This window comes from Streptomyces sp. NPDC090108, assembly GCF_044747185.1.
In the GTDB taxonomy this organism is placed as follows: domain Bacteria; phylum Actinomycetota; class Actinomycetes; order Streptomycetales; family Streptomycetaceae; genus Streptomyces.
This window is the reverse complement of sequence record NZ_JBIVDQ010000008.1, coordinates 375077-392353: the sequence shown is the minus strand read 5'-3', so window position 1 is coordinate 392353 and position 17277 is coordinate 375077. Positions and strand designations below refer to the sequence as shown.

General features: G+C 74.4%; 12 protein-coding genes. 3 read left to right on the top strand and 9 right to left on the bottom strand.

Features of this window, described 5'->3' with window-relative positions:
* Positions 1-123: 123 nt before the first annotated feature.
* Both ACIPRD_RS28075 and ACIPRD_RS28070 read right to left on the bottom strand, forming a co-directional pair.
* A complete protein-coding gene (locus tag ACIPRD_RS28075; protein ID WP_401566978.1) occupies positions 124-987 on the bottom strand; it encodes an ABC transporter ATP-binding protein in 864 nt (287 codons plus the stop codon).
* Complete coding sequence (locus ACIPRD_RS28070) at positions 980-1894, bottom strand: ABC transporter permease (protein WP_356396567.1); 915 nt, start codon at positions 1892-1894, stop codon at positions 980-982. Before ACIPRD_RS28070 ends, ACIPRD_RS28075 begins: the two co-directional genes overlap by 8 nt.
* A gap of 201 nt (positions 1895-2095) precedes the next feature.
* Here ACIPRD_RS28070 and ACIPRD_RS28065 point away from each other — a divergent pair, with 201 nt between their 5' ends.
* The gene (locus ACIPRD_RS28065) at positions 2096-2734 is read left to right on the top strand and encodes a TetR/AcrR family transcriptional regulator (RefSeq protein WP_401566975.1); all 639 of its coding nucleotides are present in this window, start codon (positions 2096-2098) and stop codon (positions 2732-2734) included.
* Positions 2735-3112: 378 nt separating this feature from the next.
* Here ACIPRD_RS28065 and galE read toward each other — a convergent pair whose 3' ends face one another.
* The 3 genes from galE to ACIPRD_RS28050 all read right to left on the bottom strand — a co-directional run bounded on the left by galE (position 3113) and on the right by ACIPRD_RS28050 (position 7167).
* Positions 3113-4093 (bottom strand): UDP-glucose 4-epimerase GalE, encoded by a 981-nt coding sequence (galE, locus tag ACIPRD_RS28060; RefSeq protein ID WP_356396572.1) that lies wholly within the window; start codon positions 4091-4093, stop codon positions 3113-3115.
* Between the two features lie 63 nt (positions 4094-4156).
* On the bottom strand, positions 4157-5842 hold the full coding sequence (locus ACIPRD_RS28055) for a glycosyltransferase family 2 protein (protein WP_401566971.1): 1686 nt from the start codon (positions 5840-5842) through the stop codon (positions 4157-4159).
* Between the two features lie 53 nt (positions 5843-5895).
* A complete protein-coding gene (locus ACIPRD_RS28050) occupies positions 5896-7167 on the bottom strand; it encodes a glycosyltransferase 87 family protein (protein ID WP_401566969.1) in 1272 nt (423 codons plus the stop codon).
* A 259-nt stretch (positions 7168-7426) separates the two neighbouring features.
* Between ACIPRD_RS28050 and ACIPRD_RS28045 the strand changes: the two genes are divergently transcribed.
* Positions 7427-8899: a glycosyltransferase family 39 protein gene (locus ACIPRD_RS28045; RefSeq protein ID WP_401566967.1), complete on the top strand. Its 1473-nt coding sequence runs from the start codon at positions 7427-7429 to the stop codon at positions 8897-8899.
* 98 nt (positions 8900-8997) lie between these two features.
* On the opposite strand, the gene ACIPRD_RS28040 is transcribed toward ACIPRD_RS28045, so the two are convergent.
* Positions 8998-9546, bottom strand: a complete 549-nt coding sequence (locus ACIPRD_RS28040; protein WP_401566964.1) for a MarR family winged helix-turn-helix transcriptional regulator — start codon at positions 9544-9546, stop codon at positions 8998-9000.
* A 130-nt stretch (positions 9547-9676) separates the two neighbouring features.
* Between ACIPRD_RS28040 and ACIPRD_RS28035 the strand changes: the two genes are divergently transcribed.
* Positions 9677-10090, top strand: a complete 414-nt coding sequence (locus ACIPRD_RS28035) for an organic hydroperoxide resistance protein (RefSeq protein ID WP_356396586.1) — start codon at positions 9677-9679, stop codon at positions 10088-10090.
* A 138-nt stretch (positions 10091-10228) separates the two neighbouring features.
* On the opposite strand, the gene ACIPRD_RS28030 is transcribed toward ACIPRD_RS28035, so the two are convergent.
* From ACIPRD_RS28030 to ACIPRD_RS28020, 3 genes are all read right to left on the bottom strand, one after another.
* A complete protein-coding gene (locus ACIPRD_RS28030) occupies positions 10229-12514 on the bottom strand; it encodes a CDP-glycerol glycerophosphotransferase family protein (protein ID WP_401566961.1) in 2286 nt (761 codons plus the stop codon).
* Positions 12515-12520: 6 nt separating this feature from the next.
* On the bottom strand, positions 12521-14770 hold the full coding sequence (locus tag ACIPRD_RS28025) for a CDP-glycerol glycerophosphotransferase family protein (RefSeq protein ID WP_401566958.1): 2250 nt from the start codon (positions 14768-14770) through the stop codon (positions 12521-12523).
* A 122-nt stretch (positions 14771-14892) separates the two neighbouring features.
* Positions 14893-17157, bottom strand: coding sequence for a CDP-glycerol glycerophosphotransferase family protein (locus ACIPRD_RS28020; protein WP_401566955.1), 2265 nt, complete (start codon positions 17155-17157; stop codon positions 14893-14895).
* Between the last annotated feature and the right edge of the window lie 120 nt (positions 17158-17277).

Sequence of the window (17277 nt, the reverse complement as noted above, 5' to 3'; positions counted from 1 at the left end):
CTCCTTCGGCTCGACCGCTCAGGGGCACCTTTCTTAACATACTGTCACTAGACGGATGAAAGGGATAACCACGCCTGAACGGGCAAACCATCGGAAGGAGCCGGGGTCGGGGCCCCGGGCGGCCTACGAACCGGCCTTGCCGGCGGCCGGCTTCTTCGCCGTACGGTCGCTCTTGTCGCCGGTGAAGGCCTCGTACTCCTTCATGACGTCCTCGGTCGGGCCGTCCATGCGCAGCTCGCCGCGCTCCAGCCACAGCACCCGCTCGCAGGTGTCGCGGATCGACTTGTTGTTGTGGCTGACCAGGAACACGGTGCCCGCGTGCCGGCGCAGCTCGCGGATGCGCTCCTCGGACCGCTTCTGGAAGGAGCGGTCGCCGGTCGCCAGGGCCTCGTCGATGAGCAGGACGTCGTGGTCCTTGGCGGCGGCGATGGAGAAGCGCAGGCGGGCCGCCATGCCGGAGGAGTAGGTGCGCATCGGCAGGGTGATGAAGTCGCCCTTCTCGTTGATCCCCGAGAAGTCGACGATCTCCTGGTAGCGCTCCTTGACCTGCTCGCGGGACATGCCCATGGCGAGACCGCCGAGGTGGACGTTGCGCTCGCCGGTGAGGTCGTTCATCATCGCGGCGTTCACGCCGAGCAGCGAGGGCTGGCCGTCGGTGTAGATGTGGCCGTTCTCCACGGGGAGCAGGCCGGCGACCGCCTTGAGCAGGGTCGACTTGCCGGAGCCGTTGGTGCCGATGAGGCCGATGGCCTCGCCCTTGTAGGCGACGAACGACACCTTCTTCACCGCGTGCACCCGGCGCACGCCGGCCGCCTTCTCCGCCTTCTCGCGGCGCATGATGCGGTTGAGGGCGGCGGTGGCGGAACCGCGGCCGCCGCCGGTGCCGTTGACGCGGTAGACGATGTCGACCCGGTCGGCGACGACGGTCGGGGCCGTCGTGCCCTGCACGGGGTTCAGGGGGGTCTGAAGGGGGGTCTGCTCAGCCACGGCCGTAGGTCTCCTCAGCCTTCCAGAAGTAGATGAAGCCGCCGACGCCGGCGAGCAGGGACCAGCCGACCGCCGCCGCCCACACGTGCGGGGGCAGCTGGTGGGCGTGGAAGCTGTCGATCAGCGCGAACCGCATGAGGTCGATGTAGACCGCGGCCGGGTTGGTCTCCAGCGCCACCGTCACGAAGTGCGGCAGGTGGTCCTGCTTGGTGAGCTTGGCGACGCTCCACATCACACCGGAGACGTACATCCAGGTGCGCAGCACGAACGGCATCAGCTGGGCGATGTCGGGGGTCTTGGCGCCCATCCGCGCCATGATCATCGACACGCCCGCGTTGAACGTGAACTGCAGGACCAGCGCCGGGAGCGCCAGCAGCCAGGAGAGGGAGACCGGCACGCCGAAGCAGAGCAGGATCACGATCAGCGCGGCCATCGAGAACAGCAGCTGCTGGAGCTGCTGGAGGCAGAACGAGATCGGCAGGGCGGCGCGCGGGAAGTGCAGGGCGCGGACCAGGCCGAGGTTGCCGGAGATGGCCCGGGTGCCCGCCATGATCGAGCTCTGCGTGAACGTCCAGATGAAAACGCCCGTAACCAGGAACGGGATGTAGTCCGGGACACCGCGCTTGGTGCCGAGCAGCACACCGAAGATGAAGTAGTAGACCGCGGCGTTCAGCAGCGGGGTCATGACCTGCCAGACCTGGCCGAGCTTCGCCTGGCTGTACTGGGCGGTGAGCTTGGCGGTGGCGAACGCGGTGATGAAGTGGCGCCGCTGCCACAGCTGACGGATGTACTCCGGAAGGGAGGGGCGGGCCCCGCTGACCGTCAGGCCGTGCCGGGCGGCCAGCGCCGCGAGGTCGCCGTCGTCCGGGACCTGGGTCGGGGGCGGTGTGTGGAGGACCTGGCTCACATCCGCTGCTTTCGCTCGGGGGAGGGGGGTGATGCGCGGCCGGCGGCCCGCGGAGCCACCGCCGGCCGTGGCCGGCCCTGTCGCCCGGCGTTCGCGCACGCTTCTCTTTACGTTCTCTTACGTCGGGACGGGACCGTATCGTCGCAACGTGAGACTAGGCCCATGGAGCGTCGGAACGCAACCGTTTCGTCGTAACGCCCTATGCTGGTCGGCATGACGACCAACGCCGACGAATCGACGGCGGGTCCGCGCCGCCGGGCTCCCGCCGGAGCCGCCGTGCTCCGGGAGGACGTGACCGAGGCCATCCGCGCGGCCGTCTTCGAGGAACTGGCGGCCGTCGGGTACGCGAGGATGTCCATCGAGGGGATCGCGCGGCGGGCGGGCGTCGGCAAGACGGCGGTGTACCGGCGGTGGCGGTCGAAGCTGCACCTGGTGCTGGACGTGGTGTCCGCGATGGCGGTGCTGGGCTTCCCGGTCCCGGACACGGGGTCCCTGGAGGGCGATCTGCGCCTTCTCTACGAGGTCAGCTCCCGTGCGCTGCGGCACCCTGTCGCCTCCCAGATCATCCCTGACCTCCAGGCCGAGGCGGCCCGTAACCCCGAGATCGCGGAGGCGCTGCAGAAGGCGGTGCGGGACGGGCAGGACGGGGTCGCCAGCGGGATCGTCGCGGCGGCGGAGCGGCGGGGGGAGGTGCGGGCCGGGATCGATGTCGAGCTCGCGCTCGATCTGATCTCCGGGCCGCTGTACTGGCGGTCGGTCGTGATCCGGTCGCCGAAGTTGCCCAAGGGGTATCTGGAGAAGTTGGTCCGGGCTACGGCGGGGGCGTTGAGGGCGTTGTGACCGGGGGGTCGGGGGGGGTGTGCGGGTTCCCGTGCGGGGTCCGGTGCGGGTTCCGGTGCCGGTGCGTGGTGGCTGGTCGCGCAGTTCCCCGCGCCCCTGGGAAGGGCTTGGCTGAGGCGCGTTTGTGGGTGTGGGTGCGTGGTGGCTGGTCGCGCAGTTCCTCGCGCCCCTTGGGGGTGTGGGTGGAGCGGGGCTGGTCGCGCGGTTCCCTGCGCCCCTGGGAAGGGCTTGGCCGGGGTGCGTTTTTGAGTGCGGGTGCGTCGTGGCTGGTCGCGCAGTTCCTCGCGCCCCTTGGGGGTGTGGGTGGAGCGGGGGCTGGTTGCGCGGTTCCTCGTGCCCCTTGGGGGGTGGGGGCTGGGGGGTCTCGTGTCGGTGGGGTCAGGTTCGGGCGGCTGAGGGGTGGAGGTGGGTCCAGCCTTCCCAGGCTGAGGTGATCATGTCCTGGACGTCGTACTTGGCGCGCCAGCCCAGCTCGGCGGCGATGCGTTCGGCGGAGGCCACGACGCGGGCCGGGTCGCCGGGGCGACGCGGAGTCGTCGTGGGCGGGCGGTCGTAGCCGGTCACCGCGTTGATGTGGTCGATCATCTCCCGTACCGACACCCCCTCGCCGCGTCCGATGTTGAGGGTGAGATCGCTGCCCGGCGCCGACCGCAGCGCCCGCGCGACGGCGACATGCGCCTCGGCGAGGTCGACGACGTGGATGTAGTCGCGGACGCAGGTGCCGTCGGCGGTGGGGTAGTCGTCGCCGAAGACACGCGGGGCCGCGCCCTCGGTCAGCTTCTCGAAGACCATGGGGACCAGGTTGAACACCCCCGTGTCGGCCAGCGCCGGGGTCGCCGCGCCCGCGACGTTGAAGTAGCGCAGGGAGGCCGTCGCGAGCCCGGCCGCCCGGCCCGTCGCCCGGACCAGCCACTCGCCGGCCAGTTTGGTCTCGCCGTAGGGGGAGAGCGGCACGCACGGCGTCTCCTCCGTGACCAGGTCCACGTCGGGCATGCCGTAGACCGCGGCGGAGGACGAGAACACGAAGGACCGCACGCCGCCGGCCGTCACCGCCTCCAGCAGGACGCGCAGGCCCTCCACGTTCTCCCGGTAGTAGTGCAGCGGCAGGTCCACGGACTCGCCCACCTGCTTCTTCGCCGCGAGGTGCACGACCCCGGTCACCTCGTGCGCGGCGAGCGTCCGCGCCACCTTCGCGCCGTCCAGGGTGGAGCCGACCACCAGCGGGACCTCCTGCGGCACGCGCGCGGCCAGGCCCGTGGACAGGTCGTCGTAGACCACCGCCCGCTCGCCCGCCTCGGTCATCGCGCGTACGACGTGCGCCCCGATGTATCCGGCGCCGCCGGTGATCAGCCAGGTCATGTGCGGCCGTCCCCTCGTCAGTCGGTCGTCGGCCGGTCCGTGGTCGCCGGAACCCGCCGGTTCTCAGTGAAGCAGGCGGCGGAGCCTGTTGCGGGCGACTGTCATGACTCCCCGTGCCCCGGAGGCCACGCGCAGTGCCAGCGCGCCCGAGTGGGTGGCGTACGGCTGGAGCAGCAGCACGCCGTGCCGGGGGTCCGGGAGGACGTACCGGCGCAGCCGTCCGGCGCCCGTGCGCGCGTGGGCGGTGACGACGCGCTCGCCCCCCTCCTTGAACCGCACCGTCAGCCACAGGTCCCAGGTCCCGGCGCCGGCCGCGGCCACCTCCACCGGGAGCTCCGCGGTCCACGGGTCGGCGCCCGGCGGGGCGAAGGCCGCCCGGGTCCGCGGCGCCGTGCGCCCGTCCTCCCGGCGCCGCCACTCCGCCTCCACCTCCAGGGGCCCGGCCTCGGCCACCCGTCCGTACAGCTCGTGCAGACGCACGGTGAGGCGGGTGCCGCGGAGACGGGGGCGCAGTTCCGCGTCGAGCGCGAGGGGCAGCACGGGCAGCGGCCGGGTCAGGAACGGGGCGAGGGTGACCTGCGGGAGGCCGCGCGACCAGACGGGCGTGCCGTCCGGGGCGTGGGCGTACGGCGGCAGGAGGCGGGCGGGGCGTGCCGCGAGCTCCCGCAGCCGGGGCAGGTCGCACGGTTCGGGGGACGCCAGCACCACCCGGCCGAGCAGCCGTCCCGGAGCCGTGGGGTTCCGCCGCCAGTCGGCGTCGTCGTAACCGGCCAGGTGGGCGCGGGTGTGCGCCCACCACGCGCGCTGGTGGTGCGTGTCGCGCAGCCCCAGTTCGCGGGCGTACATCCGCAGCTCGTGGTCGAGGAACTTCGCCCGCGCGGCCCGCGCCAGCTCCCGCTGCCCGGAGCCGAGCAGGACGTCGTACGCCGCCGCGCACGCCGTCGTGCGCGCCTCCCAGTTCCCGACGCCGTCCCGGTCCAGGGAGAGCGACAGCCGCTCGGCGGACCGGCGCACGTGCCAGACGTACACGCGGTCCGGGATCAGCACGAGGCGCGGCCGCGCGGCCAGCACGCGCGCGGTGAACACGAAGTCCTCGTAGAGGAAGCGTCCTTCGGGGAAGCGGATGCCGTGCTCGCGCAGGAAGGAGGTCCGGTACAGCTTGTTGACGCACAGCGTGTCGTGGACCAGCCGGGGCAGCCGGGACGGGGACTCCAGCACGGTGCGCGCCGCGTAGAGGCCCGCCTGCCACGGCTGTTCGCGTCCCGAGGGCAGCTCCCGGCGCACGCACAGACCGCCCGCCACCTCGGCGCGCTCCTCCTCCGCCGCGTCCAGCAGCGCCCGCGCCGCACCGGCCGGGAGCACGTCGTCGCTGTCCAGGAACATCACGTACGGCATCGTCACCGCGTCGATCCCGGTGTTGCGCGGGGTGCCGCAGCCACCGCTGTTGGTGTCCCGGCGCACCACCCGCAGCCGGGGTTCGCCGGCGGCCAGGCGGTCCAGCAGCGCGCCGCTGCCGTCCGTCGAGCAGTCGTCCACGGCGATCACCTCGCCGACGGCCGCCCCCTGGGCGAGCGCCGAGCGCACGGCGTCGGCCACGTGGGCGGCGTCGTCGTACCCGATGACGACCACGGCCGCCCGCGGCGCCGGACGGCCGTCCCCGTCCCCGTCCCCGGGGACGTGCGCCTCGTGCGCCTGGTGCGTCTCGTGCGTGCGGTGCGCGTCGCGCGGGTCTGGCGGTGCGGTGTGCATGGCGTCCACGGGCCGGGAGCGGGGGAGCGGGGCGGTGTGGTGCGCGGGTGCCGTCAGGAGGCGCTCAGCGCGGGGTCCGGGACCCGGACCGCGTCGGGCCGGGGCAGGGCCACGGGCGGCGCCGCCGCGACGGGCCGCCGCGTGCTGCGCCACAGCCGGACGAAGGCGAGCACGGCCGCCGCCGTCAGCAGCGCGTTGCGCGCCAGGATCAGCAGGCAGCCGGTCCAGGTGCCGGTGACGACCTGGTGGTAGCACATCGGGTAGACCACGGTGCTCAGCGCGCTCGCCGCCAGGACCAGGACGGCCACCGGGCGCTGGCGGGTGTGCCGCGAGGTCAGGCAGACGGCGGCGAGACCGAGCAGCCAGACCATGTACTGGGGGCTGATGACCCGGCTGGTGACGGTGAACAGCAGCACCGCGGTCAGCGCGGCGTCGTACGGCGTGGCCGGGCTCCAGTGCCGCGCCCGCGCCCGCCACAGCACCAGCAGCCCGAACGCGGCCGCGGTGAGCGCCAGGGAGACGGCGGCGACGGTGTGCACGTACGGTCCCACCAGCTCGACGGCGCCGTACTGGTAGCGGGTCCGCCCCGGCCACCCGGCGTGCCGCGCCAGGTTGAGCGCCGTGCCGCCGAGCGATTCGAGCTGCACCCCCCGGTCGCCCTGCTCCCGCAGGAAGCCGAAGGGGTTGTCCAGCGCGACGGCCGGTACGGCGAGGGAGGCCGCGGCGGCGGCCGTCGCCCACAGCCACGCCTTCCGGGTCGTCCGCCCGGGCGGGGTGCCCAGCAGCGCCAGCCCCGGCCACACCTTCACAACGGCGCCCAGCGCCCCGAGCGCCCCGCACACCCGGGGGAAGCGCCGCACGGTGAGCAGGCAGAGCACGGCGAGCGCGGTGACCTGGACGTCGTAGCGCGCGAGCGGCAGGTGCAGCAGCAGCGGCAGGCCGCCCGTCCACAGGGTGGCGCCCCGCAGGCTCCGGCCGGGCCGCCGGCCCGCGAGGGCCAGCGCCGCCGTGATCAGGACGTCGGCGGCCAGCGTCAGCACCACGAACGCCTGGAAGTACGTCAGCCACGGCAGCAGCCCCGGCGCCAGCAGCACCGCGCCCGCGCCCGGCGGGTACTGCCAGGTGGTGTCGTGCACCGGGAACGAACCGTGCGACAGCTCGCCGTACCAGCGGAAGTACAGCCGCCACACCTCGCGCGTCACCGCGCCCCCGCCGAGCAGGCGCACGCCGGAGTGCACGAGCAGCCACAGCATCAGCGCGCGGGTGGCGAGCCAGGCGGCGGTGAGGGCGAGGACCGGGCCGGGGATGTCACGGAGGCGGTTCATCGCATGGCAGCCTAATCCGCGCGGATGGTGTATCCCCGCCGATACGCCGTCAATCAGCGGAAAAGATTGGCTAATCGCAAAAGATCGGGCCATGGTGAACGTCGGGCCTCCAGTGAGAGCGCGGTCGCGTCGGGCGGCCGGAACAACGGCCGTCGCGCCGCCCCCCGCGGCGGACGGAACGAGGCGCCGGGCACCGGGCGGCCGGCCGTGGACGCCGGGCCGCCTGCCGGCCCGGCTCCGGCGGGCGGCGGTCGTGTGCGTGCCCGCGCTGGTGATGCTCGGGTCCGGGCTCTGGGGGCTCGACCGCGGCGGGATGTGGCGGGACGAGGCCGTCACCTTCCAGGTCGCGCGCCGCACGGTGCCGCAGATCTGGCGGCTGCTGCACGACGTGGACGCCGTGCACGGCCTGTACTACCTCCTCATGCACGCCGTGCTGCCCCTGCACCCCGGCGAGGTCGTCCTCAGGCTGCCCTCGGTGTGCGCGGCCGCGCTGACCGCGGGCCTGGTCGCCGAACTCGGCGCCCGGCTGATCCGCCCGCGTGCCGGTCTGTGGGCCGGACTGCTGTACGCGGTCTCGCCGATGGCCGGCCACTACGCCCAGGAGGGCCGTTCCTACGCCCTGGTCGCGGCCGGCGCCACCGCGGCGACCCTGCTGTTCGTACGGGCCGCGCGGGAGGACGGCTCCTGGCGGGTCTACGGCGCCGTCCTCGGACTCACCTGCTGGCTGCACGAGTTCGCCGTCCTGCTGCTGCTCGCCCACGCCGCCTCGCTGGCGCTGGCCCGGGCCGGCGCCGCGGTGTGGCGGAGCTGGGGGTGCGCGGCGGGCGCCGTCGTCCTCGCGCTGCTGCCGATGGCCCTCGTCTCCCACGCCCAGTCGGCCCAGCTGGCCTGGCTGCGGCCGCCGACGGCCGCGACGGCGCAGGGGCTGCTGCGCACGTTCCTCGGGCCCACGGACGGCGTGTACCGGACGTGCCTCGCGCTCGCCGCGGTGGGCCTCGCGGGACTCGTCGCGCGCCGCGGCGGGTTGACCTGTGCCGGGGTCTGCCTGCCGCTGGCCGTGCTGCCGCCGGCCGTGCTGATGCTGGCCTCGCAGCTGTCGCCGCTCTACGTCGACCGGTACGTGCTGTACGCCCTGTCGGGGGCGCCGCTGCTGGTGGCGGCGGGCGCCGACCGCGTGGCGCGGGTCCTGGCGCGTCCGCGCGTCCGGTTGCCCGCACCCGTCGTGACGGCGTCCGGTGCCGCCCTGGTGGTGTTCGCCGCCGTCCACCAGTTCCCCCTGCTGAGCGCGGACCGGGTGCCCGCGCACCGGCCCGACGACCTCGCCGCCGTCGCCCGCGCCGCCGCGCACCCCACGGCCCCCGGGGAGGCGGTGCTCTTCCTGCCCGCGACCGAGCGGAACGTGGCCCTCACCTATCCCGGGCCGTTCCGCGGCGCCCGGGACGTGGCGCTGGCGGTGCCGGGACCCGCGTCGGGCACCCTGTACGGCCGCGAGACCGGTGCCGCCGCCCTGCGGGAGCGCATGGCGGGGTTCGACCGGGTGTGGGTCGTGGCGGACCGGAACCTGCTCACCGGGCGCCGTCGCACCGGCAGTCCTGTCGAGCGCGCCAAACTCGACCTCCTCGCACGGAGGTTCGTCCCCGTGCGGGAGTCCGTCAGCGGGGACATGACCGTCCGGCTCTACGTCCGCGAGCCCCGGAGCGCGTCCGCGGGAGCGCCCGGGGTCCGGCCGTAGGACCAGGCCCCCGGCTCCCGGGCGGCCGCACTCGACCAAGCTCCTGGCCCCCGGGGCGGCCGCACTCGACCAGGCCCCCGGTCCCCGGGCGGCCGTACTCAGTTGCAGCCCGGGGTCTCCTCCAGGGCCGCCGCGTCCAGCGCGCCCGTGAGCCGGTCGAGGCGCTCGCGCAGCTCGCGGGCCTCCTCCAGGCCGAACCCGGTCGCCGCCGCGATGCGGCGCGGCACCTCCAGCGCCCGCTCGCGCAGCGCGGTGCCCTGCGCGGTGAGCCGTACCGACACCGACCGCTCGTCCCGCGTGCTGCGTTCTCGGCTCACCAGGCCGGCCGCCTCCAGCCGCTTGACCAGCGGGGAGAGCGTGCCGGAGTCCAGGCGCAGATGCTCGCCGAGGCTCTTGACCGGCAGGTCGCCCCGCTCCCACAGCACCAGCATGACCAGGTACTGGGGGTAGGTGAGCCCGAGGTCCTTGAGCACCACGCGGTAGACGCCGTTGAAGGCGCGGGACGCGGCGTGCAGGGAGAAGCAGATCTGGCGGTCCAGGCGCAGCCACTCCGCGCCGGCGGGGACGCCGTCCGCCGGTGCCGCGGGCGTCGCGGGGTGGACAGTGGGGACGGGGGTCGCGGGCGAGGGAGTCGGCGAGGCGGTCATGGCTCCAGGGTAGCTCGTGCGGGCCATTAAGTTGTGCACAACTTAATTGTGTGCTCTACTCGTGGTCGTGAGGGCGGCACCGCACCGGGGCCGCCGGAACGTCACGAATTTTCCGAGAGGGATGGTTTCCATGGACGCGCTCTACACCGCCGTCGCCACCGCCACCCACGGCCGTGAGGGCCGTGCCGTCTCCTCCGACGGCAGGATCGACCTGGCCCTGGCCATGCCGCGCGAGCTCGGCGGCAACGGCGAGGGCACCAACCCCGAGCAGCTCTTCGCCGCCGGTTACGCCGCCTGCTTCGGCAGCGCCCTCGGCCTCGTCGGCCGCCAGGCGCAGGTGGACGTCAGCGACGCCGCCGTCACCGCCGAGGTCGGCATAGGCAAGCAGGGCGAGGGCTTCGGCCTGAAGGTGACGCTGCGCGTCGAGCTGCCCGACACCGTGGACCAGGAGACCGGCCGCAAGCTGGTCGAGACCGCCCACCAGGTGTGCCCCTACTCCAACGCCACCCGCGGCAACATCGAGGTCGACCTCGTCGTCGAGTAGTCCGCGGGAAGGGCCGGTGACACCCGCGGCCGCGCCTCCTCGGGGCCGCGCGCGTCACCGCCCCCGCCGTCAGCGGCGGACCCCCGCACCGCTGCCCCGTGATGGCCGGCGGACCATCACGGGGCGGCGGCCGGAAGGTCACCGCCCCGTCGGCGTCAGCACGTCACCGCCCACGGACGGACCGGGGATCCGCAGCGACGCGGGCTCCGTCATCGCCTCGCCCAGCAGCAGGGTCCGTACGACCCGCTCGGCGGCCAGACCGTCGTCGAACTCGCAGAACCGGGCCCGGAACCCCGCCCGCAGCCGGGCCGACTCCGCGTCCCGCCACGCGCCGGACGCGAACAGCCCGGCCAGCTCCTCCGCGGAGCGCGAGACATGACCGGGCGCCTCGGCGGTCACGTCCAGATAGGCGCCCCGGCTCGCGGTGAACGCGGCCCAGTCGTCGGCGTGCACCACGATCGGCCGGTCCAGGTTGGCGTAGTCGAACATCAGCGACGAATAGTCGGTGACCAGGGCGTCGGCGGCGAGCAGCACCTCCTCCGTCCGCGGTTCGTCCGTCGCGTCGACCACGATCCCGCGCCGCGCCAGCTCGGCCAGGCCCATCCCGCGCGCCGGACCGGTCGCGAGCGTCGGATGCAGCCGGACCACCAGCGTGTGCCCCTCGCCCAGAGCCGCCGCGAACGCGGCGACGTCGAGCCGGTCCACGTGCCCGCCCCGCCGGTAGTCCCGCCGGGTCGGCGCGTACAGCACCACCGTGTGGTCCGCCGGGATCCCGTGCCGTCGCCTGAACCCGCCGTCCCCCGCGTCGCCCCCGGAGAACCCTGAGGATCCGGCCGGCCCGGCCGCCCCGCCCGCCGTGCCGTCACCGGCCGCGCGGACCAGCACGTCGTTGCGCGGGCTGCCGGTGCGCGCCGAGACGAAGTGGCAGGGGTAGGCCCGCTCCCACACCAGCTCCGAGTGGCGGTTGGCGACCAGGCTGTGGTCCCAGCGGTCGGCCCGGCGCAGCATCTGCGGCACGTCGAAGCCGAGCCGCGCGCCCGGCTTGTCCAGCAGATCGGCGCCCATGTACTTCAGCGGGGTGCCCTGGTGGGTGTGGATGTGCACACTGCCGGGCCGCTTGGCCAGCGAACCGGGCCAGTTGACGTCGTTGACGAAGAACTTCGCCCGCGCGGTGACCTCCAGGTAGCGCCGCGACCCGACGACCACGGACTCGGTCCCGGGCGGCAGCCCCGCCGCGGTCTCCGCGTCCCGGACCACCCACACCCCGCGCAGGTGCGGGGCGATCTCCGCCGCCTTGCGGTGGACGGCCGCCGGGTCGCCGAGCAGACCCCGGTGCGAGGACGCCGAGTACACCACCAGCTCCGGATCCAGCGGGCGCCGCGCGTGCAGTCCCGCCCAGCCGCGCCGGGCCCGTGCGCCCACGGCCGCCCGCGCCTGCCCCGCCCGCCCGGCCGCCTCCCGGGCCGCCCGCTCCGCCTGCCGCCGCAGCAGGTGGCCGGCGTAACCGCCCACGGGCAGCGTGCCCGCCCCGCCCGCGCGGCCGCCCTCGGGCCGGTGCCCGCGCAGCAGCTCCGCGGTACGGCGGAAGAACTCCCGCTTGTCCGCGGGCGGCAGCCGGTCCGGCTTGCTCAGGATGTCCAGGCAGTGCTCGGCCGCCTTGCGGTGCAGGTACGGCCGCCAGGCGTGCAGTTCCTCGCGTCCGTCGACGAAGGCGAAGACCCGCTCGTACTGGTCGTGGATGTCGAAGTGCTTGCGGCTGGTGGTGGACAGGATGTTGCCCTGCCTGCGCTGCCGGTAGTTCAGGCAGATCCGGTCCATGGCCGCGATCCGGCCCGCGCTGAGCATCACGGGGAACGTCCAGGGGGTGTCCTCGTAGTACCCGGGCGGGAACGTGAAGCCGTGTCCGGCGACGAAGTCACGCCGGTAGACCTTGTTCCACACCACCATCAGCAGGTCCAGGATCTCCGGCCGCCCGGCGGCCGTGAAGACACCCGCGGCGGTGGCCTCCGAGAGCACGTGCGCGAGGACGTTGCGCCGGGTGCCGCCCCACCAGTAGGTGCGGGCGTAGTCGAAGACCAGCACGTCCGGGTCGGCGCTCTCCGCGAGCCGGTCGGCCATGGCCTCCAGCGCGCCCGGGGTGAGCGTGTCGTCGCTGTCCAGGAAGAACAGGTAGTCGCCGGTGGCCAGGGGCATCCCCGCGTTGCGGGCGCGGCCGAGCCCCACGTTCTTCGGCAGGTGCAGCACCCGCACCCGCGGATCGCGCCCGGCGTACTCGTCGAGGATCGCGCCGCAGCCGTCCGGGGAGCAGTCGTCGACGGCGATCACCTCCAGGTCGCCGAAGGACTGTGACAGCACCGAGTCGAGGCATTCGCGCAGGAAGCCCTGCACCTTGAAACAGGGGACGATGACACTGAAGCGGGGCACGGCGGATCAGCTCCTCACGAGGGTCGCGGCGGCGGGGGCGGGGCGGCGCTCCGCGAGCGGGATCACCGGCGGGACCTGCTCCGCCGGTTCGCCGAGCAGCACCCGCCGTACGACGCGCTCGGCGGCCCGCCCGTCGTCGAACTCGCAGAACCGCTCCCGGAACGCGGCCCGCAGCGCCGTGGACTCCGGGCCCGTGTGGGCGCCGTCGCGGAACACGGCGGCCAGCTCCCCGGGCGTGCGGGCGACCGGCCCCGGCGGCTCGGCCATCAGGTCGAAGTAGACGCCCCGCGTCTCCCGGTAGACCTCCCAGTCGTCGGCGTACACGACGATCGGCCGGTCGAGGTTGGCGTAGTCGAACATGATGGAGGAGTAGTCGGTGACCAGGACGTCCGCCGCCAGGCACACGTCCTCCGAGGAACGGTGCGAGGACACGTCGAGGATCCGCCCCGCCCGGCCCGGGTGGCGCGCGGCGCCCCCGTCGTAGAAGTAGTGCGCGCGCAGCAGCACGACCACGTCCTCGCCGGCCGCCTCGCAGAACGCCTCCAGGTCCAGGCCGGACTCGAAGCCGGTGCGGTGGTCGCGGTGCGTGGGGGCGTACAGGACGGCCGTGCTGCCCTCGGGCACGCCCAGCTCCCGCCGGATCCGGGCCACGTCGTCGGCGGTCGCCGTGCAGTAGACGTCGTTGCGCGGATAGCCGTACTCCAGATGCTCGTAGGAGCCGGGGAAGGCGCGCTCCCACATCTGGGTGGAGTGCCGGTTGGAGGAGAGGTTGAAGTCCCACCGGTCCACCCGGCCCAGCAGCCTGGTGAAGCTCCCGGACCGCGCGGCCACCACCGGGTACGTCGACTGGTCCACGCCCATCGTCTTCAGCGGGGTGCCGTGCTGGGTCTGCACGTGCACGCTCCCGGCGCGCTTGACGACGCCCTCCGCGAAGTTGGCGTTGTTGATCAGGTAGGTGGCGCGGGCCAGCAATTCCCAGGCGCGGCGCGAGCCGATCACCGCGTGCTCGACGTCCGCCGGCACGGTGTGCTCCTGGCCTGCCTCCACCAGGAACACCGAGCGGATGTGCGGGGCGAGTTCGCGGGCCTTGGCGTGGATCGCGGCCGGGTTGCAGGCGTAGCCGCGGCCCCAGTAGGCGCAGAACACCGCCAGGTGGGGATCGAGCGGGCGGCGCAGGTCACGGGCGTAGCGCAGCCGGGTGCGCAGCATGCGCGGACGCGGGAGGCGCTCCAGCGCGCCGGCCGCCGCCTGGTTGGTGCCGCGCAGCGCGCGGAACGCCGTGTACGCGCCCGTGGCCAGCAGCCGGTGCTGCACGCCGAGGCTGCCGCCCGGCGGGGTGTAACCGGCGGGGCGGTGCCTGCGGTACAGGCGCCCGGCCCGGCGGAAGAACGCCCGGTGTCCGCCGGCCAGCCGCTCCGGCCGGGACGCCGTGCGCAGCACGTGCGCGCACAGCTGCTCGAACAGGGCCCGCACGCGCGGCTCCGGCAGCCCGCTCTCGGCCGCCCGGGTCAGCACCAGCTCGGCCTGGTCCAGCAGGGCGTGCTGGTGCGGGCCCGGCAGGTTGAGCCTGCTGCCCTGGCGGCGCAGCCGGTGCCGTACGACGGGCCGGCGCAGCACCGCGAGTCGCCGGGCGGCGATCGTGGTCAGGCCGCCCCACCCGAGGTCGGTGAAGTGGCCGTCGGGGAAGACGAGTTCGTGTTCGGCCAGGAAGGTGCGGCGGTAGACGGCGCTCCACGCCGGGAACAGCACGCCGGTCAGCTCCGGGGCGTCACCGGGGGCGAACGCCCCCTTCGGTGCCCCGGCCAGCAGCGGGGCCGCGGGGTTGCCGGGCTCGCCCTCCCACCAGGGGGTCCGCTCGTGCTCGGTGTAGAGCACGTCCACCCCGGCCGTCTCGGTCAGCCGCGCGTCCAGCGCCGCGAGCGCCCCGGGCAGCAGCAGGTCGTCGCCGTCGAGGAACAGCACGTACGCGCCGGTCGCCGCCCGCAGCCCGGCGTTGCGGGCCCCGCCCGGCCCGGCGGACGGCGGCGAGCCGGCCGGGGTCACCCGGCAGTCGCGCGCGGCGTATCCGGCGGCCACCCGGGCCGCCTCCCCCGTCCCCCCGGCCGGACCCGGTCCGGGAGGGCCGTCGTCGTCGGGGGTGTCGCAGACCGGGATCAGCTCCAGGTCGCCGAAGGACTGGGAGAGGACCGAGTCCAGCGCCTCGGAGAGCCGGCCGGCGACCCCGTGGGACGGGACGATGATGCTGAAGCGGGGCATTCTGCTCTTTCTGTCGTGCGGACGCGGCCGGGCCGCCCTGCGGGACGCCAGGTGGAGGGCCTGGTCGGCGTGGGCCGCGTCGAGCTGAGGGGCATGGGAACTCCCGGTAGGTCCAACGGTGTTCAGCGGCCCCCGGTGACGGGGAGGGGACCGGAAGGTTGCGGCACGGTGGCGAGCGGCGAGCGCCCGGAGGCGGCGGCCGCCGACGGCACCGGCCGCCGCCCGGCGAGCGGGACGACCTCGGGCAGCCCCTCGGCCCGGCCCGCCAGCAGATGCCGTACGACGCGTTCGGCGGCGCGTCCGTCGTCCCACGGGCAGAACCGCTCCCGGAATGCCGCCCGCAGCTGGCTGGACCGGGAGCCGCGCCAGTGGCCGGTGGCGAAGATGTCGATGAGCTCGTCCTCGGTGCGCGCGACCGCGCCCGGCGGGAAGGCGCGCAGGTCGAAGTAGGTGCCCCGGGCCGCCTGGACGGCCTCCCAGTCCTCGGTGTGCACCACGATCGGCCGGTCCAGGTCGGCGTAGTCGAACATCAGCGACGAATAGTCGGTGAGCAGCACGTCGGAGGCCAGGCACAGGGACTCCACGCTCGGGTGGGCGCCGACGTCGATGATCCGGGCGCCGGAACCGAGGGAGCCCTCCTGGCCGGGGAGGGAACGGGCCAGGACCACGAAGCGCGGGCCGAGCCGGCGCAGGACGCGCTCCAGGTCCAGCACCGGGCGCTGGACGCGGCGGTGGTCGCGGTGGGCGGGCGCGTACAGGATCGCGACCGAGCCCGCCGGGACGCCCAGCGACGCGCGCAGCCGGGTCACGTCCGCGGAAGTGGCCCGCTGGAAAAGGTCGTTGCGCGGGTGCCCGTACTCCAGCGTGGTGTAGCGGCCGGGCCAGACCCGTTCCCAGGTCAGGGTGGAGTGCCGGTTGCCGGACAGCACGTAGTCCCACTGGTCGACGCCCCGCATCAGCGCCGCGAAGTCGGTGTCCCGGGCCGCCGCCGGGCGGTCCTGGAGGTCCAGCCCCGCGCACCCGAGCGGGGTGCCCTCCCGGGTCTGCACGAGGATCTGGCCCCGGCGCTTGCGCAGTGCCGGGTCGAACTCGCCGTTGTGCACGAGGTACTTGGAGCGGGCCAGTGCCGTCCAGTAGGCGGCCGAGGCCCGGCGCAGCGGGCGCGGGCCGCCGGGCGGGACGGCGTCCGCGTGGCCGGGGCGGACGGTCCAGGCGGTGCGGATGTGCGGGGCGTGCGCGCGGAACGCCTCCTCCAGCGCGCCCGGGTCGCCGCCGTGCCCCCGGTCCCCGCGCACCCCGAACAGCGCGCGGTCGGCGCGCAGCGGCAGGCACAGCTGCACCCGGTAGTGCAGCCGCAGCGCGGCCGCCCCGAGGGCCCGGGCGAGCCGCGCGGCCGGCTTCGGCGCGGTCCGGCGGACGGCCGCGGCCAGGCGCAGTGCGCCGAAGGTGCGGTGCATCCCGTGCCGCACCAGAAGGTGCCGCAGCCGTGAGCGCGGCGGCAGGACCTTTCCGGGGTCGCGGTGCAGCCGGTAGTGGGCGCGGGCCCCGCGCAGGAACTCCGCGCGGCTCGCGCGCGGCAGCCGGTCCCGGCGGGTGTACACCGTGACGTAGTGGTCGATCATGCGGCGGAACAGCTCCGGCCGCCAGCCGGCGAGCTGGGGCCGCTCGCCGACGTAGGCGAACACCCGGTCGTACTGCGCGAAGATGTCGAAGTGCCGGCGGCTGGTGGTGCCGAGGATGTTGCCCTGCCTGCGCTGCCGGTAGCGCACGCACACCCGGTCCAGCGTGGCGATCGACTCCGCCGCCATCAGCACCGGGAAGGTCCACGGGGTGTCCTCGTAGTAGCCCGGCGGGAAGGTGAAGCCGTGGTGCTGGACGAACTCGCGGCGGCAGGCCTTGTTCCAGGCGACCATCAGCACCCGCAGCAGTTCCGGCCGGTCCGCCAGCCGGAACGGCGCGGGTCCCCGCTCGGTCATCGGCGCGGTGACCTGGTTGCGGATCTCCCGGCCGTCCCAGTAGGCGCGCGCGTAGTCGTAGACCAGGACGTCCGGATCACCGGTCTCCTTGATCCGGTCGGCCATGGCGCGCAGCGCGTCCGGGGCGAGGGTGTCGTCGCTGTCCAGGAAGACCAGGTAGTCGCCCGTCGCGCGGGCCGTCCCGGCGTTGCGGGCCGGGCCGAGCCCCTGGTTCTCGGTGAGGTGCACGGCCTTCACGCGCGCGTCGCGGGCCGCGTACGCGTCGATCAGCTCCCCGCACGCGTCCGGGGAGCAGTCGTTCACGGCGATCAGTTCGAGATCGGAGTACGACTGCCCGAGCACCGAGTCCAGGCACTCGGACAGATACGCCTGGACCTTGTACGCGGGGACGATGACACTGAACCTGGGCAAGGGACTTCCATGGGTCGGTCGGCGCGGGCGTTCTGCCCGGCAACGGCCGACGGAGCGACTTGGTTACGGTTCCGTACGTCATGTGGGGGATTCCCGGTGAACGGGAAGGGGCGGGCCCGA

Coding starts and splice junctions, on each gene's coding strand:
- ACIPRD_RS28065 (WP_401566975.1), top strand. CDS start 2,096: ATGCTGGTCGGCATGACGACCAACGCCGACGAATCGACGGCGGGTCCG.
- galE (WP_356396572.1), bottom strand. CDS start 4,093: ATGACCTGGCTGATCACCGGCGGCGCCGGATACATCGGGGCGCACGTC.
- ACIPRD_RS28055 (WP_401566971.1), bottom strand. CDS start 5,842: ATGCACACCGCACCGCCAGACCCGCGCGACGCGCACCGCACGCACGAG.
- ACIPRD_RS28050 (WP_401566969.1), bottom strand. CDS start 7,167: ATGAACCGCCTCCGTGACATCCCCGGCCCGGTCCTCGCCCTCACCGCC.
- ACIPRD_RS28040 (WP_401566964.1), bottom strand. CDS start 9,546: ATGACCGCCTCGCCGACTCCCTCGCCCGCGACCCCCGTCCCCACTGTC.
- ACIPRD_RS28035 (WP_356396586.1), top strand. CDS start 9,677: ATGGACGCGCTCTACACCGCCGTCGCCACCGCCACCCACGGCCGTGAG.
- ACIPRD_RS28025 (WP_401566958.1), bottom strand. CDS start 14,770: ATGCCCCGCTTCAGCATCATCGTCCCGTCCCACGGGGTCGCCGGCCGG.